The organism is Mesorhizobium humile (genome assembly GCF_033977215.1).
GTDB lineage: Bacteria > Pseudomonadota > Alphaproteobacteria > Rhizobiales > Rhizobiaceae > Mesorhizobium > Mesorhizobium humile.
Genome location: NZ_JAVIIV010000039.1, coordinates 1 through 21196, shown reverse-complemented (window position 1 = coordinate 21196; position 21196 = coordinate 1). Strand labels below are relative to the sequence as shown.

Below are 21196 nucleotides of genomic sequence, written 5' to 3'. Positions count from 1 at the left end.
CGCCAATACGCAATCCGATGCTCTTCAAGGATGGTTTCGAGGATGACCGTTGCCGTGATCAGTCCTGATCCGCCGTGGACTCGCGCAGTCCGGCGACCAGCCGTGTCAGCGTGCCGTGCAGGGCTTTGAGCTCGGCCCGCTCCAGCGGCATGCCGCAGCTGAGCCCTTCCTGCACGTCCTTCATCTTCGCCCGCAGCGCCTCGCCCTTGGCTGTCGGCTCGACCAGCACCCGGCGTTCGTCGGCGCTGTCGCGCCGGCGCGTCACCAGGCCGCCCGCTTCCATGCGCTTGATCAAGGGCGTCAGCGTCGCCGAATCGAGACCCAGCGCTTCGCCAAGCTCGCCGACCGTGCTCGGCGAACGCTGCCACAGCGCCAGCATCGCCAGATATTGCGGATAGGTGAGGCCGAGCGGATCGAGCAACGGTCGATAGAGCTTCGTCATCAGCCCGCTTGCCGAATAAAGCGCGAAGCAGAGCTGCTGGTCGAGACGCGGCACGGGAAACGCCCCGGCGCTATCCGCCGGGACGTCGCTGGGCCGAATTTCGGTTTCAGTCGTCATGCTGCCTTTGCCGGACGCGCCACCGTCGAGAGCGCCACATCGATATTGCCCCGGATGGCGTTGGAATAGGGGCAAATCTTGTGCGCTTCCGATACAAGCGCCTCTGCGCCCGCCTGATCAAGCCCCTTGATCTCGGCCGCCAGCGAAACGCCAAGACGGAAGCCGCCCTGGTCGTTCGGATAGAGGCCCACCGTGGACGTGACCGAAGCGTCCTGCAGCGGCAGCTTCTGCTGGCGGGCGACGAAACGCACCGCGCTTTCGAAGCAGGCCGCGTAGCCGACCGCGAAAAGCTGCTCGGGATTGGTGGCGCCACCCTTGCCGCCGAGTTCCTTCGGCATCGCCAGATCGACCTTGAGCAGGCCGTCGCTGGTCTCGCCATGACCGTTGCGGCCGCCGCTGACGTGAGCCTGGGTGCTGTAAAGTGCCGACATTTTCATCTCCATTTGATTTGTACACGATCATTTAGTGTACAAGATAATTAGCTGTCAACGACGACGAAGCGGTTTTCTTGCCGCAAGCGATCACGGCTTGGTGAGATGAAGGCGGTGGCAGAAATGAAAAAGGCGGCCGAAGCCGCCTTTCCAAAATTTGTTTCGAAAAAACCTTATTCGGCCGAAGCAGCCTCGGCGGCGGCCTTCTTCTCAGCGGCTTCCTTGGCGGCCGTCTCGGCGGCCAGCGCCTGGGCGGCGGCGACCTTCTCGGCCTCGATGCGGGCGCGCTCGGCGGCCAAAGCATCACGCTCTTCGTCGTTCAGCTTGCGGGCGCGCACGCCGGTGTTTTCCGAAATGCGGGCCGACTTGCCGCGACGGTCGCGCAGGTAATAGAGCTTGGCGCGGCGCACCTTGCCGCGGCGCACGATCTCGACGCCCTCGACCATCGGCGAGTAGACCGGGAAAACGCGCTCGACGCCTTCGCCGTAGGAAATCTTGCGCACGGTGAAATTCTCCTGGAAGCCGGAGCCGGCGCGGGCGATGACGACGCCCTCATAGGCCTGGACGCGGGTGCGGGTGCCTTCGGTGACGCGCACCTGGACGCGCACGGTGTCGCCCGGCTGGAATTCGGGCAGCTTGCGCTTGGCTTCGATCTTGGCGGCCTGTTCGGCCTCGAGCTGACGGATGAGATCCATCTCAAATATCCACTTCTTGTTCTTCCGACAGTCAGAGCGTCCTGCGCTCGCCTTGCAGTTCCAATGACCACTCGGCTATGCCCTTTGTCGAAACATCGGGCAGGGACGACTACACCGCACTTGTTGACGGGTCCGAAAGATCGTTCTTCCGGTTCGGGCGGCGACATACAGCCATTTTGCCGCTTTGTCACGCCCCTAATGCATGTCGCCCGGAAGTGTGCGCGGTTCTGGGACGACGACATGCATCAAAACAAGGACTTTGAGGCATATTTTGCGTCCATGGCCCACGTTTATTGCGGCCGTGCCGGGTTGCGCGGGCCCCGCAAGCTTTCTAAGCGGGGAAAATGACTTTTTTCGATGCCGTCTTGCTCTTTCTGTCGGGTTTTGTCTCCGGCGCGGTCAATGCCGTCGCCGGCGGGGGCACCTTCGTCACCTTCGGCGCCATGACGCTGGTCGGCGTACCGCCGATCGTCGCCAACGCCACCTCCTCGGTGACGCAGTTTCCCGGCTACATCACCTCGACGCTCGCCTATCGCGACGACATAAAACATTTCTGGCGCCAGGCGCTGCTGCTTTGCATGATTTCCGCCTTCGGCGCGCTGGCCGGCTCGCTCATCCTGCTCGCGCTCTCCAATCCATCCTTTCGAGCGCTCGTCCCCTGGCTGCTGATCGCCGCGACCGCGCTGTTCGCCGCCGGGCCGTGGCTTAAACCGACAGCCGGACCGGAGCACCAGGCCTCGGTCGGCACGCTTGCCGGCTCGCTGGCGCAATTCCTGACGTCGGTCTATGGCGGTTTCTTCGGCGCCGGCATGGGCGTGATGATGCTGGCCACGCTCGGCCTGACCCAGGCCGGCGACTATCACAAGCTCAATGCGCTGAAGAACATGCTGGCTGTGGTCATCGCTGCCATCGCCATCCTCGTCTTCGTTTCCGGCGGCGTCGTCGCCTGGCCGCAAGCGATCGTCATGATCCCGGGCGGCGCGCTCGGCGGCTATGCCGGCGTCTGGATCGCCAAGCGCGTGCCGCAGGGCGTCGTGCGCGGCTTCGTCGTCGCCGTCGGCCTGTTCCTCGCCTTTTACTACTTCACCAAGGGCTGATCCGCCGCCAAAAGATCCGGCCGCCGTTCCCGCGTCAGCTTCTCGGCCTCGGCGCGCCGCCAGTCGGCAATCTTCTTGTGGTTGCCGGAGATGAGCACGTCCGGGATCGGCCTGCCCTCGAATTCCTGCGGCCGCGTGTAATGCGGATGCTCGAGCAGGCCGTTCTCGAAACTCTCTTCCTCGCCCGAGACAGCATTGCCCATGACGCCGGGCAACAGCCGCACAACGGCGTCGAGCAACACCAGCGCCGCGGGCTCCCCGCCCGACAGGATGAAATCGCCGATCGAGACCTCCTCCAGCCCCCGCGCCTCGATCAGCCGCTGGTCGACGCCTTCGAAACGGCCGCACAGGATGACGGCGCCCGGCCCGGCGGCCAGCTCGCGCACGCGCGCCTGCGTCAGCGGTTTGCCGCGGGGGCTCATCAGCAGCCTCGGACGTTCATCGCCCGGCGGCGAGGCGTGGTCGATCGCTCTTGCCAGCACGTCGGCGCGCATCACCATGCCGGCGCCGCCGCCGGCCGGCGTGTCGTCGACGGTGCGATGCTTGTCGGTGGCGAAATTGCGGATCTGGATCGCCTCAAGCGACCATGTCCCGGCCTCCAGCGCGCGGCCGGCCAGCGATAGGCCGAGCGCGCCCGGGAACATCTCCGGATAGAGCGTCAGCACCGAGGCGGCAAAGCTCAACGGTTGCCCCCGGCGTCCTTCGGTCCGCGCGGCCTGCCCTTCGGGTCGAAGCCGGAACGGCTCGGCGCCTCGCTTTCCTCGTCATCGACCAGTCCCGCCGCCGGCGGATCGACCTGGACGAAACCGTCGGCGATCGAGACATGCGGCACCGCGGCCTGCGTGAACGGGATCAGCACGCCCTTGCGGCCGGCAAGGGTGACGTCGAGGATATCGCCGCCGCCGAAATTATGCACGGCGACGACCTTGCCGATGACGCCCGTGTCGTCCCGGACGTCGAGGCCGATGAGGTCGGCGTGATAGAATTCGTCTTCCTCGCCATCGTCGGGCAGCACCGAGCGGTCGACGAAAAGCTCGGTGCCGGCCAACGCCTCGGCGGCGTTGCGGTCAGCGACGCCCTTGAAGCGCACGACCACGACGGTGCCAGCCGACCTGATGTCCAGGATCAGGAAGGCACGGCCATCCTTGGCAAAGAGCGGTCCGTAATCGGCCAGCGCCAGCGGATCGCCGGTGAAGGTCTTCACCCGCAATTCGCCCTTGATGCCGTGCGCGGCACCGATCACGGCCATCTGTACGGGATTTTCGAGCTTCGACATCGGCGGCGCTTCCTTTGCTCTGCTCTAACCCCGTCAAGCCGTCATTTCAATGATCGCCTCTTCACCGCTTCCTAACCCGCTTGTCCGAAACTGCCGACATGCAGGAATTCCTCATCCCGGCAAAACCCGACCTTCAGGCGGCGCGCGAGACCTGGCTGAAGACGCTGGCGCATGAGCGCCGGCTGTCGCCGGAAACGGTCGAGGCCTATGAGCGCGACACCCGCCAGTTCCTGCATTTCCTGACCGGACATTGCGGCGGCTCACCGGGTATTTCGGACATCGCCGACCTGCGCCCGGCCGACCTGCGCGGCTTCCTCGCCAAGCGCCGCAATGACGGCGCCGGCGCCCGCACGCTGGGGCGCGGCCTTGCCGGCATCCGCTCGCTGCTGCGCTTTCTCGAACGGCGCGGCATGGTCAATGCCGCCGGTGCTGCAGCGCTGCGCGCGCCGCGCCAGCCGAAATCGCTGCCCAAGCCGCTGACGGCAAGCGACGCCAGACAGGTCGTGGCGGTGGAAGGCCAGCTCGCCGACGAACCCTGGATCGCTGCGCGCAACGCCGCGGTGCTGACGCTGCTTTACGGTTCCGGCCTGCGCATTTCGGAAGCGCTTGGATTGACCGGCGGCGACCTCGCCTCGGAGGCCGACACCGTGCTGCGCGTCACCGGCAAGGGCGGCAAGACGCGGCTGGTGCCGGTGCTGCCGGTGGCCCGCAAGGCGGTCATCGAATACCGCCGGCTCTGTCCCTTCCACATCGATGCCAAGGAACTGCTGTTCCGCGGCGCGCGTGGCGGCCCGCTCAACCCGGCCATCGTCCAGCGCGAGATGGCGAAGCTCCGCTCGGCGCTGAACCTGCCCGACACCGCGACGCCGCATGCCTTGCGGCATTCCTTCGCCACCCATCTGCTCGGCCGTGGCGGCGACCTGCGCACTATCCAGGAACTGCTCGGCCACGCCAGCCTGTCGACCACGCAGATCTACACCGGCGTCGACACGGCAAGGCTGCTCGATATCTATGAGAAGGCGCATCCAAGGGCGTGAACCCTAGCGGGCGCGCCACGCCGTCTCACTGTATGCGCATTCGGATTGGACGAAGCCCTCCGATTTCATCATCCTAAGGTGAAGCAGGAGCTAAGGTCCATTGCCGACGTCGGGAACATTGCCGCCAATACGGGCGTTTTGCCATCGACTTAATTGCCGTCAAATCGAGTGTGAGACCTTTGCCGCCAGCAGACAGCGAAGCGAGCACTCTTAAACGTTCGAGCCGCTGACGACGTACGTCAGCGGCTCGTCATCCATCGAACCTACGTTCCAGTTTAGTGTTCGATGGTGATCTTAATCGACGTCTCCGGGACGCCGAGCGCTTCCGCCAAGCGGCGCTTTGCTTCAGGGATTGTCAGCGGCAAGGTTTCTGCAGTCTGGTCGAGCGACAGTTCCGCATCTTCCTCAGCCATGTCTTCGTCCACCTCCTCACTGCCCTGTGGGAGGCCCTCCTTAGAGAAGTTGATCATGGCAAGTGGGGGGTAATCCACTCCCATACCAGCTCCGACGTAACTGACGGGATCAGCGGCCTCTTTGTCATAAAGAGAGAGCCAAATCCCCCGCCCAATCGGCAACGTATGGCCGGCTGCTTTGCGGGCGTCGTATGCCCGGTTGTAGCGTTTCCGGGCGTCATCGGCGGGGATCATATGAACGCGGGCTTCGGTCGGGTTGTGCTTATCATTCACTGACACCGCGACGACGTAATCGACATCATCCAACGTGACCCATCCCGCCTCCGCTCTCTTCCGAGGGAAGGCGATCCAGGCATCCTGGGACGTGCGGATGGAAACCTTGTGCTTGTTTTCGCCCTTCGTGATCAGCCTCAGGCTGGCCTTGCCGCCGCGCGGAATGCGCGAAACCTTCCATCCTTCCCTTTCAAGGGTCTCAATGCCAAATGCGAACAAACCCTTTCGGGTGGCTCGCTTTGCAGGCGTTGCGTTGACGTTTGTCATTGTTGACCTCTGTTTCTCAAATCGTGCTGATCTGGAACGTGTTTAGACAGATACATTACGGAAATTTCTCCGTCAATCGCATTGCGAACCAAATTGTTTTCATTTCTCTCAGAGAGATTTGAGAACAAAATAAAAGCGGTCGCCGTCGATGATTTCCTGCGCCGGTTAACCGTTTTGCCGCTTTTCGGCGCTAAGACGCTTCTCATGAAACGCGTCATCGCCATCGCCGACCGCGCGGCCCTTGTCTCGTTGAAGCTCCTCGCGGCGCTCAACCTGCTGTTCTTCCTGTCTTTCCTTGTCGTTCTGCTGCTTGCCGGCCGGGCGCATGCGCAAGCCCCCAGCTGCGCCGGCGCCGATCTTTTGACCGCGCTGGAAAAGAGCGACCCCGCCGCCTTCAAGAAGGTCGAGACCGAGGCCGCGGCCGTCCCCAACGGCAAGGGACTGCTGTGGAAGCTGGAGAAACCGGGCGAAAAGCCGTCCTATCTGTTTGGCACCATGCACATGACCGATACGCGCGTCACCACGCTGCCGGCCGCCGCGCAGAAAGCCTATGACGGCGCCGGCACGATCGTCATCGAGACCACCGATGCGCTCGACAAGGCCAAGATGATGGCCGCCATGGCCAGCGAACCCGGCCTGATGATGTTCACCGACAACACCACGCTGTCGTCGCTGCTGTCGCCGGACGATGCGGCGGCGCTAAACAAGGGGCTCGACGCGCGTGGCATTCCGCCGGCGACGGTTGCCAAGATGAAGCCGTGGATCCTGTCGGCGATGATGGCGTTGCCGGCCTGCGAGGTGGCGCGCCAGAGCGCCGGCGAACCCGTGCTGGACGTCAAGCTCGCTTCGGACGCCAAGGCCTCGGGAAAGGACGTCGAAGGGCTCGAGACCGCCGTCGATCAGTTACGCGCCATGGCCTCGCTGCCGCTCGAATTCCATATGAAGAGCCTGGTCGAGACGATGAAGCTCGGCGACAAGGTGAACGACGTCAACGAGACCATGATCGTGCTCTACCAGCGTGGCGAGGTCGGCATGTTCTGGCCGCTCTTCCGCGCCGTTTTGCCGGAGACGGCGGACGACAAGGCCGGCTATGCCGCCTTCGAACAGACCATGATCACCAGCCGCAACAAGGTGATGGCGGCGCATGCCGGGCCGATATTGGCCAAGGGCAACGTTTTCATGGCAGTCGGCGCCATGCATCTGCCCGGTCCGGAAGGACTGGTCGAGGATTTTCGCAAGGCAGGGTATAGTGTTACCGCCGTCAACTGAGTCGTCTGGCGGCTGGCGGACCTGAAAACGCCGGTTTTTCAGCGCTTTCCGTCCGTTCGCGTGAAACCCGATGCGGGATCAGCGCGTTGATGGCTGTTATTTTGATGACTTTCATCCAAGGAGGACACGTTTCATGGCGAACCCTAACGACCCCTTCACCCCTTCGAGCACGCCTCCCACCTCGAGTGGCGGTGGTGGCGGCAGCGGGTGGCTGATCGCCCTTGTTGTCATTATCCTGGCTATTGTTGCGTATTATGTCTTTGGCAGAAGCGGCGGCGAGCACGCCCCGGCCCCGGCTGAGCCGCCGGCCGCCAGCACGCCGGCCCCTGCGCCTGCAACGCCTGCCCCAGCCCCTGAGCCGGCGCCTGCCCCGGCTCCCGCGCCGGCCCCGGCCCCGGCCCCGGCCCCGGCTCCTGCACCCGCGCCGGCCCCTGCTCCGGCACCTGCCCCGGCGCAGTGATCGGGCTACAGCTTGACGACGAACGGCCCGCCTTTTGGCGGGCCGTTTTGTTGAGGGCTATCATGCCTTCGTCATACTCGGGCTTGACCCGAGTATCCATGCCGTGACCGTTGCCATGGAGCGCAGCGGTGCAGAATTCTGTAACCGCTGCAACGCCTTAGCGTCACGGCATGGATCCTAGGGTCTGCGCGCGTCGCTTCGCTCCTTGCTTCGCCCTAAAGCAGGTCGCGTGAAAAAGGATTCACGCAACCTGCTTTAAGTCTTTGATCTTAAGCATGTCTTTGTCCCGAAACCGGGACCACTTCCGGGAGACATGCTTTAGGATGACGAAGCGATGGGCTTTCGATGTCGGCGCGTGGCGCGTCCTTAAATATGAATAGACTTGAAGAATGTCGCCAGCGCCGCTTCCTTCACCGCTTCCGACATCGTCGGATGGGCGTGGCAGGTCCGCGCCAGGTCTTCCGACGAGCCGCCGAATTCCATCAGCACCGCCGCCTCGTGGATCATCTCGCCGGCGCCGAAGCCGACGATGTGGACACCGAGCACGCGGTCGCTCGCCTTGTCGGCCAGGATCTTCACGAAACCGTCGGTATGCAGCATGGCGCGCGCGCGGCCGTTGGCGCTGAATGGGAATTTTCCGGCCTTGTAGTCGATGCCCGCCTTCTTCAGCTCCTCCTCGGTCTTGCCGACCGAGGCGATCTCCGGGCTGGTGTAGACGACGCTCGGGATGACGTCGTAGTTCACATGGCCGGCCTGACCTGCGATCGTCTCGGCGACCGCGACACCCTCGTCCTCGGCCTTGTGCGCCAGCATCGGCCCGGCGACGACGTCGCCAATGGCATAGATGCCGGGCACGTTGGTCCTCAGATGCCCGTCGGTCCTGACGCGGCCGCGCTCGTCGACCTCCACGCCCGCTTCCTTCAGGCCGAGGCTGTCGGCATAGGGACGCCGTCCGGTGGCGACCAGCACGACATCCGCCTCGATGGTTTCGGCAGCACCGCCCTTGACCGGTTCGAAGGTGACGGTGGCGCCCTTCTTGGCCTTGGCGACGCCGGTGACCTTGGCGCCGAGCTTGAACTCGAAACCCTGCTTGGACAGAAGCCGCTGGAACTGCTTCGACACCTCGCCGTCCATGCCGCCGAGGATAGTGTCGAGAAACTCGACGACCGTGACCTTGGCGCCGAGCCTGGCCCAGACCGAGCCGAGCTCCAGCCCGATGACGCCGCCGCCGACCACCACGAGGGTGGCGGGCACCTTGGCCAGCGACAGCGCGCCTGTGGAGGAGACGATCACCTTCTCGTCGAAATCGACCTTGACGCCCGGAATGCCCGCGACATCGGAGCCGGTGGCAATGACGATGTTCTTCGTCTCGATCTCCTCGACCTTGCCGTCCTCGCCGGTCACCGAGACCCTGCCGGCCCCGACCACCTTGCCGGTGCCGCGAAAGGAATCGATCTTGTTCTTCTTGAACAGGAAGGCGACGCCGTTGACGTTGGAGGCGACCGTCGTGTCCTTATGCGCCATCATCTTCTTCAGATTGAGTTTTGGCGCCGGTATCTCGACGCCGAGCGTATCGAAGGCGTGGCCGGCCTCGGCGAACATCTCGGAAGCGTGGAGCAGCGCCTTCGAGGGAATGCAGCCGATGTTGAGGCAGGTGCCGCCGAAGGTGGCGTTCTTCTCGACCACCGCCGTCTTCAGCCCGAGCTGTGCCGCCTTGATGGCGCAGACATAGCCGCCCGGTCCCGATCCGATGATTACGACGTCATAAGCCATATGGTCTTGTCCTTTTATCTGGCCTCAGCGGCCGCCGCTCACATTCAGGATCGAGCCCGTTATATAGGAGGCCGCGTCCGACAGAAGATAGAGAACCGCGCTGGCGACTTCATCCGGCGTGCCTGCGCGTTTCATCGGCAGCAAATCCTGCATCCGCGCCACGCGGTCGGGCTGCCCGCCCGAGGCGTGGATTTCGGTGTCGGTGATGCCGGGGCTGACCCCGTTGACGCGGATACCTTCGAGAGCCACCTCCCGCGCGAGCCCGATGGTCATGGTGTCGATCGCGCCCTTGGAGGCGGCGTAGTCGACATATTCGCCGGGCGAGCCGAGCCTTGCTGCCGCCGAGGACAGGTTGACGATGGCGCCGCCCTTGCCGCCGTCACGGGTCGACATGCGCTTCACCGCCTCGCGCGCGCAAAGGAAGGAGCCGACGACGTTGATGCGCATCATGCGCTCCAGCCGCGCCACGCTCATCTCGTCGACCCGCGCCTTGACGTCGACGATGCCGGCATTGTTGACGAAGGCGTCGAGCCCGCCGAAGGTTTTGTCGACCATCTCGAACATCGCGAGGACATCGGCCTCGTTGCCGACATCGCCCTTGACCGCGAAGGCATCGCCGCCAGCGGCTTTCAGCTCGGCGACCAGCCCGTCTGCCGCCGCCTGGTTGGAGGCGTAGTTGATGGCCACGCGGTAGCCGGCCTGGTTCGCCTGCCGACAGATGGCGGCGCCGATGCCGCGGCTGCCGCCGGTGACCAGCAGCGTCTTCATGTGCGCGCTCATTCCTGGCAGCCTTTCAGCACGAAGATGTCCCATGGCACCTTGGAGAAGCCGGCGGGGCCATAGGCCGCCGACATTTCGAGCGACGGCCCGAGATCGGGAAAGATCAGGCTTTTCGGCGCGTCGGCGCCTTCGGCCGGCAGCAGGCCGACGCTGCCCTTCTCGTCGGCGCTGTAGATGACGCTCTCCCAGACGGTGCAGGCGGCAAGCTCCTCGCCGGTGACGTCGCCGGTCGGGCATTTGTACATCAGCGAGCCATGCGGCCGCGCGGCGCTGCCCTCGGTCCACATGGCGATGCCGTCGAGCACGACATTGTTGTCGAGGATCATGCGGAAGGAATTGGTGATGGTCGCCGAGGTGCCGGCCGGCGTGAAGTCGATCTCGGCGCCGCTCTGGGCCTCGCCATAGACGGCGAGCTGGATCGGACAGGCAGCCCGCGCGCCGGAAGTCGCGGCCGTGAGAGCCAGCGATCCGGCCATCAATCCGATCATGGGCGAGGCGGCATTCGTCATCACTTTGCCTGGTTGTTTTCGCGGCCATCGGCATTTTCGAGCACGCCGAAATCGGTCATCAGGACCACTGGCTCGCCCACCGCGTCCAGCCCCCAGAAGGATGGGTAGAAGCCATCGCCCCAGCCGCTCCAGAACATCGCGACGTTGACCGGATTGGCGACGTCCGGATGGTGCATGACGAACCGGTCCTGGTTGGGCGCGAACTCGGCCGCCAGCACATCGTCATAATAGTTCTGATCGGGCTTGAGCTTGTCCTGCGCGGCCGTCATCAGGGCCATCGCCGCCTTGTCCATGAACGCGCCGAGGCCGGCATCGACGGGATAGCCGAAGATCTCGTCGCCGTTCAGCGTCGAGACGTCCTGTCCGGGCAGGACGGCGAGCTCCCAGCGCACCGGCACCCCGGAACGGAAGCGCAGGAAAGCGGCGGCGACGCGGCCCTGCGCCTCGAACAACGTGACCGGATAGCGCCCGGGTTTCACCTTGCGGGCCAGCGCCGGCCAGTCGTCGGTCGTGATCAGGGGGTCGCAGGCGATGATCTCGCCGGTTGGCAGTTCGAGCTCGCCGATCAGCGTGACGGCGATCTTGCGCTCCGCCAATTGCACGTCGCTGAGCGCGAAGACGCCGAAATTGCTGCTGGCCGTCGCCGCATCCCAGTCGGTGGCCACTGCTGGAGATGGCAAGGCGGCGGAGAGGCCAAGCACCACGATGCTTCGCCCGAAAATCCGCCGCCGCAAGCCGCGCGCCGCCCGACCCAGCCCGAACCCTAAATCCTCCAGCCAGCCGCTCACGGCACGACCGATCCGATCACAGATCGAGAACCAGCCGCTCGGGGTCCTCCAGGCTTTCCTTGACGCGCACCAGGAAGGTCACCGCTTCCTTGCCGTCGACGATGCGGTGGTCGTAGCTGAGCGCCAGATACATCATCGGGCGGATGACGATCTGGCCGCCGACCACCACCGGCCGGTCCTGGATCTTGTGCATGCCGAGGATGCCGGACTGCGGCGCATTGAGGATCGGCGTCGACATCAGCGAGCCATAGACGCCACCATTGGAGATGGTGAAGGTGCCGCCCTGCATGTCGGCGACCGACAGCTTGCCGTCGCGGGCGGCGAGGCCGAGCCGGCCGATCTCCTTCTCGATCTCGGCGATGGACATCTGGTCGGCATCGCGCACCACCGGCACCACCAGGCCCTTCTCCGTGCCGACGGCGACGCCGACATGGGCGAAGTTCTTGTAGATGATGTCGGTGCCGTCGATCTCGGCATTGACCGCCGGGATCTCCTTCAGCGCATGCGTCACCGCCTTGGTGAAGAAGCCCATGAAGCCGAGCTTCACGCCATGCTTCTTTTCGAACACGTCCTTGTATTTGGACCTGAGCGCCATCACCGCGCTCATGTCGACCTCGTTGAAGGTGGTGAGCATGGCGGCGGTCGACTGCGCTTCCTTCAGGCGGCGCGCGATGGTCTGGCGCAGCTTGGTCATGCGCACGCGTTCCTCGCGCGGCGCATCCTCGGTCGAGGACGGCGCCCGCGCCACGACCGGCGCCGGAGCAGCCTTCGGCGTCTCGGCCGGCTGCGAGGGCGCGCCCCTGGCGATGGCGTCGAGCACATCGCCCTTCAACACCTGGCCGCGCTTGCCCGAACCGGAGAGCTGGTCGACCGCGAGATTAGCCTCCGCGATCAGCTTGGCGGCGGCAGGCGCCGGCGGCATGGTGCGTGGCTCGATCTGACCGGCATCGCCAGCGATTCTGGCGGTTTCGGCCGCGGCCTGCTTGCCAGTGGATGCAGCATCCGGGCTGGAGGCTTGCGCCACCGCCTGCGGCTTGGTCGCCGGGGCTCCGCCGCCCACCGAAATCGAGCCGAGCAGCGCCCCGACATTGACCGTCTCGCCTTCCTTGACGGTGATCTCGGCCAGCGTTCCTGCGCCCGCGGCGGGCACTTCCACCGTCACCTTGTCGGTTTCGAGTTCGACCAGCGGCTCGTCGGCGGCGATCGCGTCGCCGACCTTCTTGAACCACTTGCCGACGGTCGCCTCGGTGACGGATTCGCCGAGAGTGGGGACGCGGATTTCGGTAGCCATTGTGCCTGTCCGTTGTCTTCTTGAGGTCTGTTTCGTCAGGTCTGTTTATTCACCAAGCGCGTCGTCGAGCAACGCTGCCAGCTGGCTGAGATGCTTCGACATCAACCCTGTCGCCGGCGAGGCCGAGGCCGGCCGCCCGGTGTAGCGCACCCGCTGATGCTTGGCGTCGATATGCGCCAGCACCCATTCGAGATAGGGATCGATGAACGACCAGGCGCCCATGTTCTTGGGCTCCTCCTGGCACCACACCATCTCGGCATTGCGGAAACGCGACAGTTCGGTGATCAGCGCCTTGGCCGGGAACGGATAGAGCTGTTCGACGCGCAAAAGGTAAATGTCGTTGATGCCGCGCTTCTCGCGCTCCTCGTAGAGATCGTAGTAAACCTTGCCCGAGCACAGCACGACGCGGCGGATCTTGGAGTCCTTCACCAGCTTGATCGACTGGTTGGCGAGCAGCTGCGCATCGTCCCACAACAGGCGGTGGAACGAGCTTTCGCCCGACATCTCAGGCAGCGTCGACACCGCCCGCTTGTGGCGCAGCAGCGACTTCGGCGTCATCAGGATCAGCGGCTTGCGGAAATCGCGCTTCAGTTGCCGGCGCAGGATATGGAAGTAGTTGGCCGGCGTGGTGACGTTGGCGACCTGCATGTTGTCTTCCGCGCAGAGCTGCAGGAAGCGCTCGAGGCGCGCCGACGAATGCTCCGGCCCCTGGCCTTCATAGCCATGCGGCAGGAGGCAGACGAGGCCGGACATGCGCAGCCACTTGCGCTCGCCGGAGGAGATGAACTGGTCGAACACGACCTGGGCGCCATTGGCGAAGTCGCCGAACTGCGCCTCCCAGAGCGTCAGCGCCTTGGGCTCGGCCAGGCTGTAGCCATATTCGAAGCCGAGCACGGCCTCTTCCGACAGCATGGAGTTGATGACTTCGTAACCCGCCTGCGCCGCCGACAGATTGTTGAGCGGGATGTAGCGGTTCTCGTCGCGCTGGTCGTAAAGCACCGAATGGCGTTGCGAGAAGGTGCCGCGTTCCGAATCCTGACCGGAAAGCCGGATCGGATTGCCGTCGAGCAGGATGGCGCCGAAGGCCAGCGCCTCGGCCGTCGACCAGTCGATGCCTTCGCCCGACTCGATCGCCTGGCGGCGGTTTTCGAGGAAGCGCAGGATGGTCTTGTGCGCCTCGAAATCCTTCGGCACCTCGGTCAGCTTCTTGCCGATCTCCTTCAGCGTGCGCACCGGCACGGCGGTCTTGCCGCGCCGCTGTTCGTCCTGATTGTCGGCGGTGCGCAGGCCCGACCACGCGCCATCCAGCCAGTCGGCCTTGTTCGGCTTGTAAGCCTGGCCAACTTCCCATTCGGCTTCCAGATGCGCGCGCCAGTCGGCCCGCATCTTGTCGACCTCGGCCTGGGTGACGTGGCCCTCGGCGATCAGCCGATCGGCATAGACCTGCACCACGGTCTTATGGGTGCGGATGTTGCGGTACATGATCGGCTGGGTGAAGGCCGGTTCGTCGCCCTCATTGTGGCCGAAGCGGCGGTAGCAGAACATGTCCACCACCACCGGCTTGTGGAACTTCATGCGGAACTCGGTCGCGACCTTGGCGGCATGCACCACCGCTTCCGGGTCGTCGCCGTTGACGTGGAAGATCGGCGCCTCGATCATCTTGGCCACATCCGACGGATAGGGCGACGAGCGCGAGAAGCGCGGATTGGTGGTGAAGCCGATCTGGTTGTTGATGATGAAATGCAGCGTGCCGGCGACGCGATGGCCGCGCAGGCCCGACAGGCCGAGAATCTCGGCGATCACGCCCTGGCCGGCAAAGGCGGCGTCGCCATGCAAAAGCAGCGGCATCACCTTGGCGCGTTCCGACAGCGGCACGACCTCGCCGCGCTCGCGGCCGGCGAGCTGGTCCTGCTTGGCGCGCGCCTTGCCCATCACGACAGGGTCGACGATTTCCAGATGCGAGGGATTGGCCGTCAGCGACAGATGCACCTTGTTGCCGTCGAACTCGCGGTCCGACGAGGCGCCGAGGTGATACTTCACGTCGCCCGAGCCTTCGACTTCGTCGGGAGCGGCCGAACCGCCCTTGAATTCGTGGAAGATGGCGCGGTGCGGCTTGGCCATCACCTGGGAGAGCACGTTGAGGCGGCCGCGATGCGCCATGCCGAGCACGATTTCCTTCAGGCCGAGCTGGCCGCCGCGCTTGACGATCTGCTCCAGCGCGGGGATCAGCGACTCGCTGCCGTCGAGGCCGAAACGCTTGGTGCCCTTGTACTTGACGTCGATATACTGCTCGAAGCCCTCGGCCTCGACCAGCTTCGACAGGATCGCCTTCTTGCCGGTGGCGGTGAAGGTGATCTCCTTGTCGGCGCCTTCGATGCGCGCCTGGATCCAGGCCTTCTCTTCCGGGTCGGAGATGTGCATGAACTCGACGCCGAGCGTCGAGCAATAGGTGCGGGTCAGGATGTCCAGCATCTGCCGGATCGTGCCGAATTCGAGCCCCAGCACATTGTCGAGGAAGATCGGCCGGTCGTAATCGGCTTCGGCGAAGCCGTAATTCTCCGGCGACAGTTCGTTATAGTCCTCGAGCGGCTTGGCGATGCCGAGCGGATCGAGATTGGCGTGCAGATGGCCGCGCATGCGGTAGGCGCGGATCATCATGATGGCGCGCACGGAATCGCGCGTCGCCTGGTGCACGTCGGCGTCGGAAAGCACGGCACCGTTGACGACCGCCTTTTCCTTGACCTTCTTTTCGATCGCCTTTTCGACCAGGCCCCAATTGCCGTCGAGCGCCGAGACAAGCTCGCCATTGGCCGTGAGCGGCCAGGAAGGCTTCGCCCAGGAGGCGCCCTTGGCGTTCTTGCGGACATCGCCCGCGTCGTCCTTCAGCGCGGCGAAGAAATCCTGCCACTCCGGATCGACCGAGCCCGGATTGTCCTCATAGGCCGCGTAGAGCGCGTCGATGTAGTCGGCATTGCCGCCATAGAGGAATGAGGTGAGCGAGAATTGGTCGTTGGCCTGATCTTGCCTTGCCATGTCGTTTCAGCGGAGCCTGGCTCCGTCTCCTTTTTAGGGAATAGTGAGTAGGCAGTAGTGAGTAGAAAGATGAAATTCCCGCTCAGCTGCTACTCGCCCGTTCGTCCCTTTTTCACTACTGACTACTGCCTACTCACTACTGCCTTAACCCTTGATCGCCTCGACCAGCGTCGTGCCGAGCCGAGCCGGCGACGGCGAAACCTTGATGCCGGCCGATTCCATAGCCGCGATCTTGTCTTCCGCGCCGCCTTTACCGCCCGAGATCACCGCGCCCGCATGGCCCATGGTGCGGCCGGCCGGCGCCGTGCGCCCGGCGATGAAGCCCGCCATGGGTTTCTTGCGGCCGCGCTTGGCTTCGTCCTTGAGGAACTGCGCGGCGTCTTCCTCGGCCGAGCCGCCGATCTCGCCGATCATGATGATCGACTTGGTCTCGTCGTCGGCGAGGAACATCTCCAGCACATCGATGAACTCGGTGCCCTTGACCGGGTCGCCGCCGATACCCACGGCCGTGGTCTGGCCGAGGCCGACATTGCTGGTCTGGAAGACTGCCTCATAGGTAAGTGTTCCCGAGCGGGAAACAACGCCGACCGAGCCCTTGCGGAAGATGTTGCCGGGCATGATGCCGATCTTGCATTCGTCGGGCGTCAGCACGCCCGGGCAGTTCGGGCCGATCAGCCGCGAGGTCGAGCGATCGAGCCGCGCCTTGACCTTGACCATGTCCATCACCGGGATGCCTTCGGTGATGCAAACGATCAGCGGGATCTCGGCCTCGATCGCCTCGATGATGGCTTCGCCCGCGCCCGCCGGCGGCACATAGATGACGGAGGCGTTGGCGCCGGTCCTCGCCTTGCCCTCGGCCACGGTGGCGAAGATCGGCAGGCTCTCGCCCTTGGCGCCGGTCCAGGTCTCACCGCCCTTCTTGGGATGGATGCCGCCCACCATCTTGGTGCCGTGATAGGCCAGCGCCTGCTCGGTATGGAACGTGCCGGTCTTGCCGGTCAGACCCTGAACCAGCACCTTGGTATTCTTGTCGACGAGAATGGACATCGCGGCCCTTTTCTAAAAACCGTTGATCGTGGAAGGCGAGACGCGCCGGTAGACGCCGCTCACCATGTCTTGCCAGGCATCGCTGCCGGCGGGCTTGAACTGAAGTTTCATGCGATAAGTATCAGTGCGGTCAAAATTGTAGGTCACGCGAGCCGCGCCGCGCGGCGACGACCGTTCCATCACCAGTTCGTTGCCATTCCATGTGCCGGTGGCCGGCGACATCGGCACGAACCCCATCGAGTCGAACTGATGCATGGTGACGAGGCTGTTCTGCTGGTCGAAGCCGAACACATTGTGCGCGCCGAACGAGACCGTGCCGTCGCGGCGCTGGCGATAGCGCTGCACCACGAACAGGCCGCCGAACTGCGCCTCGGCCTGCACTTCCGATGTCGCCGCGCCGGCGTCGGTCCATTGCGTCGCCGCGACCTCTTCCTCGCCGCGCCACGCGCCGACCAGCGCCTGCAGGCGCTGGTGACCGTCCGAGAGAGAAGAGAAGGGCGACGCGTTCATGGCTCAGTGCGTGCGGAAAGGGTTGATGGCGACCACGGAACCGTAGGTCTGCCCATGGCTGAGATCTTCGGTGTACAGTTTCTTGACGCCAAGGCGCTCGGCAGCGGCGATGATTGCGCCGTCCCAATAGGAAATCCGATACCGCTGCGCGTTCTCGATGCCGCGCATGACCACCGCGCTGTCCAAATCCTGGCAAGGCTTCATGGAGATAGCGGCAACCCATTCGGCCGCTTTGGCCGGCGCCAGCACGACGTCGGCTCGTTTGGTCACGTTCACATAAAACTCCTGCAGCACCTGCGCGGAGGTCGAGTAGTCTTCCTTGGCAATCAACTCCACGGCGCGTTCATACTTGGCGCGCTCGGATTTGTGCCCGATGGCCGCATAAACCAAGACGTTTGTGTCGAGGAAGCACTCAGCGATCATAGAGAGCTTCCCGGTCCCAGGTCTTGCTGCCCATATCTCCCGCCGCCTCGCGCGCAAGCCTCAGCAGCGCCTGCCGCGCCTCGTCCTTCGCCTGGCGTTTCGCCGCCACCTCGGCAAAAAACTCCCGCACCATACCGTTGACCGTCGTCCGCTGTTCGGCGGCCGTCAGCTTGACCTGCTCCAGGATGACTTCCTCGACCGCCAGGGTGATATTCTTCATGTCACTTTCTCCTGCAATTCCACACAGTATATGTGTGACTGTGTGGTCATCGCAAGTTACAGCCGCTTCAAATCGGTAACGGTGAGGTCACTCTTGGCGTTGCCGGTGTTCAAGGTCGTCGCCGGCTCGAACATCAACACCACGGGCTCCGGCGTCAGCGAGCGCGGCCGGTGCTCAACGCCACGTGGCACGACGATGAAATCGCCCTCGCCGAGCTCGACCGGCCCGTCGCGGAAGTCGATGGCGATCCTGCCGCGCAGCACCAGGAAAGCCTCGTCCTCATTGTCGTGCGCATGCCAGTCGAAGGCCTCGCCAAATTTTGCGACCTTGGCCTGGCTGTCATTGACGTCGCCGGCGATGTGCGGATCGAACACCTTGGTGATCGTCCGATCCGCCGCCTCGACCAGGTTTATCTTGCGCGGAGGCATACGCTCAGCCCTTCACCGCCTTGACGATCTTCTTGGCCGCGTCGTCGAGGTCGTCGGCCGAGACGACATTGAGGCCGCTGTCGTTGATGATTTTCTTGCCGAGCTCGGCATTGGTGCCTTCCAGACGCACGACCAGCGGCACCTTCAGACCCACTTCCTTGACCGCGGCGATCACGCCCTCGGCGATGACATCGCACTTCATGATGCCGCCGAAGATGTTGATCAGGATGCCCTCGACCGCTGGATCCTTGGTGATGATCTTGAACGCCGCCGTGACCTTTTCCTTGGAGGCGCCACCGCCGACGTCGAGGAAGTTAGCCGGCTCAGCACCGTAGAGCTTGATGATGTCCATCGTCGCCATGGCAAGGCCGGCGCCGTTGACCATGCAGCCGATATTACCGTCGAGCGCGACATAGGCGAGGTCGTATTTCGACGCCTCGATCTCCTTCTCGTCCTCTTCGGTGGTGTCGCGCAGCTCCATCACGTCCGGGTGGCGAAACAGCGCGTTGTTGTCGAACGACACCTTCGCGTCGAGCACGCGCAGATGGCCGTCCTTCATGACGATCAGCGGATTGACCTCGAGCAGGCTCATGTCCTTCTCGACAAAGGCCTTGTAGAGGATCGGGAATAGCGTGCCCCCGTCCTTGGCGGCATCGCCGTCGAGCTTCAACGCGGCATTGAGCTTCTTAACGTCGTCGGCACTCACGCCCTTTTCCGGGTCGATGGCGACGGTGACGATCTTTTCCGGCGTGTCATGCGCAACCGTCTCGATGTCCATGCCGCCCTCGGTCGAGACGACGAAGGCGATGCGGCCGACCGAGCGATCGACCAGGATCGACAGATAGAGCTCGCGGGCGATGTCGGCGCCGTCTTCGATATAGAGGCGGTTGACCTGCTTGCCGGCGGGGCCCGTCTGCTTGGTGACCAGCGTGTGGCCGAGCATCTCGTTGGTGTTGGCGACCACTTCGGCCGCCGACTTCGCCAGCCGCACGCCGCCCTTGGCGTCGGGGCCGAGCTCCTTGAACTTGCCCTTGCCGCGGCCGCCGGCATGGATCTGGCTCTTCACGACATAGAGCGGGCCGGGCAACGCCTTGGCGGCCGCTTCCGCCTCGCTTGCCTTGAACACCGGAACGCCGCTTGCGACCGGCGCGCCGAATGTCTTCAGCAGCGCCTTGGCCTGATACTCATGGATGTTCATGCGCTTGGTCTCCGAGGAGGTCGATTACTTGCCGGCCAGATTATTTGCCGGCGAGGTGCGGGGCGATCTTGGTGCAGGCCTCGGTCAGGCCCTGGACGGCCGCGACCGAGGAATCGAACATCTTCTGCTCGGCCTTGGACAGGTCGATCTCGATGACGCGCTCGACGCCGCCGGCGCCGATCACCACTGGGACACCGACATAGGTGCCCTTGACGCCGTATTGGCCCGACAGATGCGCGGCGCAGGGCAGCACGCGCTTCTTGTCCTTGAGATAGGCTTCGGCCATCGAAATCGCCGACGCTGCGGGGGCGTAATAGGCCGAACCGGTCTTCAGCAGACCGACGATCTCGGCGCCGCCGTCGCGGGTGCGCTGCACAATCTGGTCGAGCTTTTCCTTCGAGGTCCAACCCATCTTGACGAGGTCGGGCAGCGGAATGCCGGCCACCGTCGAATAGCGGATCATCGGCACCATGGAATCGCCGTGGCCGCCGAGCACGAAAGCGGTGACGTCCTCGACCGAAACCTTGAACTCCTCGGCCAGGAAGTAGCGGAAACGCGAGGAGTCGAGCACGCCGGCCATGCCGACGACATGGCTGGTCGGCAGGCCGGAGAACTTCTGCAGCGCCCAGACCATCGCGTCGAGCGGGTTGGTGATGCAGATGACGAAAGCCTTGGGCGCATACTTCTTCAGGCCGGCGCCGACCTGTTCCATCACCTTGAGGTTGATGCCGAGAAGGTCGTCGCGGCTCATGCCGGGCTTGCGCGGCACGCCCGCGGTCACGATGCACACATCCGCGCCCTCGATGCCGGCATAGTCGTTGACGCCGGTCAGCCTGGAGTCGAACCCGTCGACGGGAGAAGACTGCGCGATGTCGAGGCCCTTGCCCTGCGGAATGCCCTCGGCGATATCGAACAGCACCACGTCGCCGAGGTCCTTGAGGCCGATCATATGGGCGAGCGTGCCGCCGATCATGCCCGAGCCGATGAGCGCTATCTTGTTGCGTGCCATGTGAGGATGTTTTCCTTTGTCTGTGACGAGGTCGTGACGGGGCCGGGAGGCCGAAAGGATGCGAGAAACCGCGAGATTTAGCCGCACCGAATAACTCCGGCGCAAGTGAAATTCAAACGATTATTTTGAGTCCAACATTTTCAATCGGTTAGATGCATCGGGAGTTACGTAAACGTCAAAACTTGGAAGCCGACTGAGGGGAATTTACACAATGAACGTCGAAATCAGAAGGCTTCATCCCGGCGATGACGCCCTTGTGATGCGAGTGGCCAATCTCCCCGAGGACCCGAAAGGGGGGAGATGCTCGGCAGGCCAGAGTGGCGCTGTCCCGCCAACCTCTCCTTCGTCATTCTAGGGCGGAGCAAGGAGCGAAGCGACGCGCGCAGACCCTAGAATCCATGCCGTGACGG

At 64.1% G+C, this 21196-nt stretch carries 22 protein-coding genes; 3 read left to right on the top strand and 19 right to left on the bottom strand.

Annotation, left to right across the window (positions count from 1 at the left end; genetic code table 11):
* Positions 1 to 58 precede the first annotated feature (58 nt).
* The 3 genes from RFM52_RS31645 to rplS all read right to left on the bottom strand — a co-directional run bounded on the left by RFM52_RS31645 (position 59) and on the right by rplS (position 1685).
* Positions 59 to 559 carry a MarR family winged helix-turn-helix transcriptional regulator gene (locus RFM52_RS31645; RefSeq protein WP_320298089.1) on the bottom strand — a complete coding sequence of 167 codons (501 nt, stop codon included), beginning with the start codon at positions 557 to 559 and terminating at the stop codon, positions 59 to 61.
* Positions 556 to 996: an organic hydroperoxide resistance protein gene (locus RFM52_RS31640; protein ID WP_320298090.1), complete on the bottom strand. Its 441-nt coding sequence runs from the start codon at positions 994 to 996 to the stop codon at positions 556 to 558. Before RFM52_RS31640 ends, RFM52_RS31645 begins: the two co-directional genes overlap by 4 nt.
* Positions 997 to 1163: 167 nt before the next feature.
* Positions 1164 to 1685: a 50S ribosomal protein L19 gene (gene rplS / locus RFM52_RS31635; RefSeq protein ID WP_140810401.1), complete on the bottom strand. Its 522-nt coding sequence runs from the start codon at positions 1683 to 1685 to the stop codon at positions 1164 to 1166.
* Positions 1686 to 2029: 344 nt separating this feature from the next.
* Here rplS and RFM52_RS31630 point away from each other — a divergent pair, with 344 nt between their 5' ends.
* Positions 2030 to 2782 carry a sulfite exporter TauE/SafE family protein gene (locus RFM52_RS31630; RefSeq protein WP_320298091.1) on the top strand — a complete coding sequence of 251 codons (753 nt, stop codon included), beginning with the start codon at positions 2030 to 2032 and terminating at the stop codon, positions 2780 to 2782.
* Here RFM52_RS31630 and trmD read toward each other — a convergent pair.
* Entirely contained in the window at positions 2764 to 3465 is a 702-nt protein-coding gene (gene trmD, locus RFM52_RS31625; protein WP_320298092.1) for a tRNA (guanosine(37)-N1)-methyltransferase TrmD, read from the bottom strand. The genes RFM52_RS31630 and trmD overlap by 19 nt on opposite strands.
* Positions 3462 to 4058 (bottom strand): ribosome maturation factor RimM, encoded by a 597-nt coding sequence (gene rimM / locus RFM52_RS31620; protein ID WP_320298093.1) that lies wholly within the window; start codon positions 4056 to 4058, stop codon positions 3462 to 3464. The genes trmD and rimM overlap by 4 nt, the downstream gene beginning before the upstream one ends.
* A 98-nt stretch (positions 4059 to 4156) precedes the next feature.
* On the opposite strand from rimM, the gene RFM52_RS31615 reads away from it, so the two are divergent.
* Positions 4157 to 5095, top strand: a complete 939-nt coding sequence (locus RFM52_RS31615) for a tyrosine recombinase XerC (RefSeq protein WP_320298094.1) — start codon at positions 4157 to 4159, stop codon at positions 5093 to 5095.
* A gap of 275 nt (positions 5096 to 5370) precedes the next feature.
* Here the strand turns inward: RFM52_RS31615 and RFM52_RS31610 are convergent, their stop codons facing one another.
* The gene (locus RFM52_RS31610; RefSeq protein ID WP_320298095.1) at positions 5371 to 6048 is read right to left on the bottom strand and encodes a hypothetical protein; all 678 of its coding nucleotides are present in this window, start codon (positions 6046 to 6048) and stop codon (positions 5371 to 5373) included.
* Positions 6049 to 6252: 204 nt separating this feature from the next.
* Between RFM52_RS31610 and RFM52_RS31605 the strand changes: the two genes are divergently transcribed.
* The gene (locus tag RFM52_RS31605) at positions 6253 to 7317 is read left to right on the top strand and encodes a TraB/GumN family protein (protein ID WP_320298096.1); all 1065 of its coding nucleotides are present in this window, start codon (positions 6253 to 6255) and stop codon (positions 7315 to 7317) included.
* A gap of 826 nt (positions 7318 to 8143) precedes the next feature.
* On the opposite strand, the gene lpdA is transcribed toward RFM52_RS31605, so the two are convergent.
* The 13 genes from lpdA to mdh all read right to left on the bottom strand — a co-directional run bounded on the left by lpdA (position 8144) and on the right by mdh (position 20786).
* Positions 8144 to 9550, bottom strand: coding sequence for a dihydrolipoyl dehydrogenase (gene lpdA, locus RFM52_RS31600; protein ID WP_320298097.1), 1407 nt, complete (start codon positions 9548 to 9550; stop codon positions 8144 to 8146).
* 24 nt (positions 9551 to 9574) lie between these two features.
* Complete coding sequence (locus tag RFM52_RS31595) at positions 9575 to 10330, bottom strand: SDR family oxidoreductase (RefSeq protein ID WP_320298098.1); 756 nt, start codon at positions 10328 to 10330, stop codon at positions 9575 to 9577.
* Positions 10327 to 10839 (bottom strand): hypothetical protein, encoded by a 513-nt coding sequence (locus tag RFM52_RS31590; protein ID WP_320298099.1) that lies wholly within the window; start codon positions 10837 to 10839, stop codon positions 10327 to 10329. Before RFM52_RS31590 ends, RFM52_RS31595 begins: the two co-directional genes overlap by 4 nt.
* Positions 10839 to 11573, bottom strand: a complete 735-nt coding sequence (locus RFM52_RS31585; RefSeq protein ID WP_320298254.1) for a DUF4241 domain-containing protein — start codon at positions 11571 to 11573, stop codon at positions 10839 to 10841. The genes RFM52_RS31590 and RFM52_RS31585 overlap by 1 nt, the downstream gene beginning before the upstream one ends.
* Before the next feature lie 70 nt (positions 11574 to 11643).
* Positions 11644 to 12918, bottom strand: a complete 1275-nt coding sequence (gene odhB / locus RFM52_RS31580) for a 2-oxoglutarate dehydrogenase complex dihydrolipoyllysine-residue succinyltransferase (RefSeq protein ID WP_320298100.1) — start codon at positions 12916 to 12918, stop codon at positions 11644 to 11646.
* Positions 12919 to 12963: 45 nt separating this feature from the next.
* Complete coding sequence (locus tag RFM52_RS31575) at positions 12964 to 15951, bottom strand: 2-oxoglutarate dehydrogenase E1 component (protein WP_320298101.1); 2988 nt, start codon at positions 15949 to 15951, stop codon at positions 12964 to 12966.
* A gap of 144 nt (positions 15952 to 16095) precedes the next feature.
* On the bottom strand, positions 16096 to 16998 hold the full coding sequence (gene sucD, locus RFM52_RS31570; protein WP_320298102.1) for a succinate--CoA ligase subunit alpha: 903 nt from the start codon (positions 16996 to 16998) through the stop codon (positions 16096 to 16098).
* 12 nt (positions 16999 to 17010) lie between these two features.
* Positions 17011 to 17508, bottom strand: coding sequence for a DUF1579 family protein (locus RFM52_RS31565; protein ID WP_320298103.1), 498 nt, complete (start codon positions 17506 to 17508; stop codon positions 17011 to 17013).
* A gap of 3 nt (positions 17509 to 17511) precedes the next feature.
* Entirely contained in the window at positions 17512 to 17931 is a 420-nt protein-coding gene (locus tag RFM52_RS31560; RefSeq protein ID WP_292077779.1) for a PIN domain-containing protein, read from the bottom strand.
* Complete coding sequence (locus RFM52_RS31555) at positions 17921 to 18151, bottom strand: hypothetical protein (protein WP_320298104.1); 231 nt, start codon at positions 18149 to 18151, stop codon at positions 17921 to 17923. Before RFM52_RS31555 ends, RFM52_RS31560 begins: the two co-directional genes overlap by 11 nt.
* 56 nt (positions 18152 to 18207) lie before the next feature.
* On the bottom strand, positions 18208 to 18579 hold the full coding sequence (locus tag RFM52_RS31550; protein WP_320298105.1) for a cupin domain-containing protein: 372 nt from the start codon (positions 18577 to 18579) through the stop codon (positions 18208 to 18210).
* Between the two features lie 4 nt (positions 18580 to 18583).
* A complete protein-coding gene (gene sucC / locus RFM52_RS31545) occupies positions 18584 to 19777 on the bottom strand; it encodes an ADP-forming succinate--CoA ligase subunit beta (RefSeq protein WP_320298106.1) in 1194 nt (397 codons plus the stop codon).
* Positions 19778 to 19817: 40 nt separating this feature from the next.
* Complete coding sequence (gene mdh / locus RFM52_RS31540; RefSeq protein ID WP_112100953.1) at positions 19818 to 20786, bottom strand: malate dehydrogenase; 969 nt, start codon at positions 20784 to 20786, stop codon at positions 19818 to 19820.
* Positions 20787 to 21196 lie beyond the last annotated feature (410 nt).

Coding starts and splice junctions, on each gene's coding strand:
- RFM52_RS31645 (WP_320298089.1), bottom strand. CDS start 559: ATGACGACTGAAACCGAAATTCGGCCCAGCGACGTCCCGGCGGATAGC.
- RFM52_RS31640 (WP_320298090.1), bottom strand. CDS start 996: ATGAAAATGTCGGCACTTTACAGCACCCAGGCTCACGTCAGCGGCGGC.
- rplS (WP_140810401.1), bottom strand. CDS start 1,685: ATGGATCTCATCCGTCAGCTCGAGGCCGAACAGGCCGCCAAGATCGAA.
- RFM52_RS31630 (WP_320298091.1), top strand. CDS start 2,030: ATGACTTTTTTCGATGCCGTCTTGCTCTTTCTGTCGGGTTTTGTCTCC.
- rimM (WP_320298093.1), bottom strand. CDS start 4,058: ATGTCGAAGCTCGAAAATCCCGTACAGATGGCCGTGATCGGTGCCGCG.
- RFM52_RS31615 (WP_320298094.1), top strand. CDS start 4,157: ATGCAGGAATTCCTCATCCCGGCAAAACCCGACCTTCAGGCGGCGCGC.
- RFM52_RS31610 (WP_320298095.1), bottom strand. CDS start 6,048: ATGACAAACGTCAACGCAACGCCTGCAAAGCGAGCCACCCGAAAGGGT.
- RFM52_RS31605 (WP_320298096.1), top strand. CDS start 6,253: ATGAAACGCGTCATCGCCATCGCCGACCGCGCGGCCCTTGTCTCGTTG.
- lpdA (WP_320298097.1), bottom strand. CDS start 9,550: ATGGCTTATGACGTCGTAATCATCGGATCGGGACCGGGCGGCTATGTC.
- RFM52_RS31595 (WP_320298098.1), bottom strand. CDS start 10,330: ATGAGCGCGCACATGAAGACGCTGCTGGTCACCGGCGGCAGCCGCGGC.
- RFM52_RS31590 (WP_320298099.1), bottom strand. CDS start 10,839: ATGACGAATGCCGCCTCGCCCATGATCGGATTGATGGCCGGATCGCTG.
- odhB (WP_320298100.1), bottom strand. CDS start 12,918: ATGGCTACCGAAATCCGCGTCCCCACTCTCGGCGAATCCGTCACCGAG.
- RFM52_RS31575 (WP_320298101.1), bottom strand. CDS start 15,951: ATGGCAAGGCAAGATCAGGCCAACGACCAATTCTCGCTCACCTCATTC.
- sucD (WP_320298102.1), bottom strand. CDS start 16,998: ATGTCCATTCTCGTCGACAAGAATACCAAGGTGCTGGTTCAGGGTCTG.
- RFM52_RS31565 (WP_320298103.1), bottom strand. CDS start 17,508: ATGAACGCGTCGCCCTTCTCTTCTCTCTCGGACGGTCACCAGCGCCTG.
- RFM52_RS31560 (WP_292077779.1), bottom strand. CDS start 17,931: ATGATCGCTGAGTGCTTCCTCGACACAAACGTCTTGGTTTATGCGGCC.
- RFM52_RS31555 (WP_320298104.1), bottom strand. CDS start 18,151: ATGAAGAATATCACCCTGGCGGTCGAGGAAGTCATCCTGGAGCAGGTC.
- RFM52_RS31550 (WP_320298105.1), bottom strand. CDS start 18,579: ATGCCTCCGCGCAAGATAAACCTGGTCGAGGCGGCGGATCGGACGATC.
- sucC (WP_320298106.1), bottom strand. CDS start 19,777: ATGAACATCCATGAGTATCAGGCCAAGGCGCTGCTGAAGACATTCGGC.
- mdh (WP_112100953.1), bottom strand. CDS start 20,786: ATGGCACGCAACAAGATAGCGCTCATCGGCTCGGGCATGATCGGCGGC.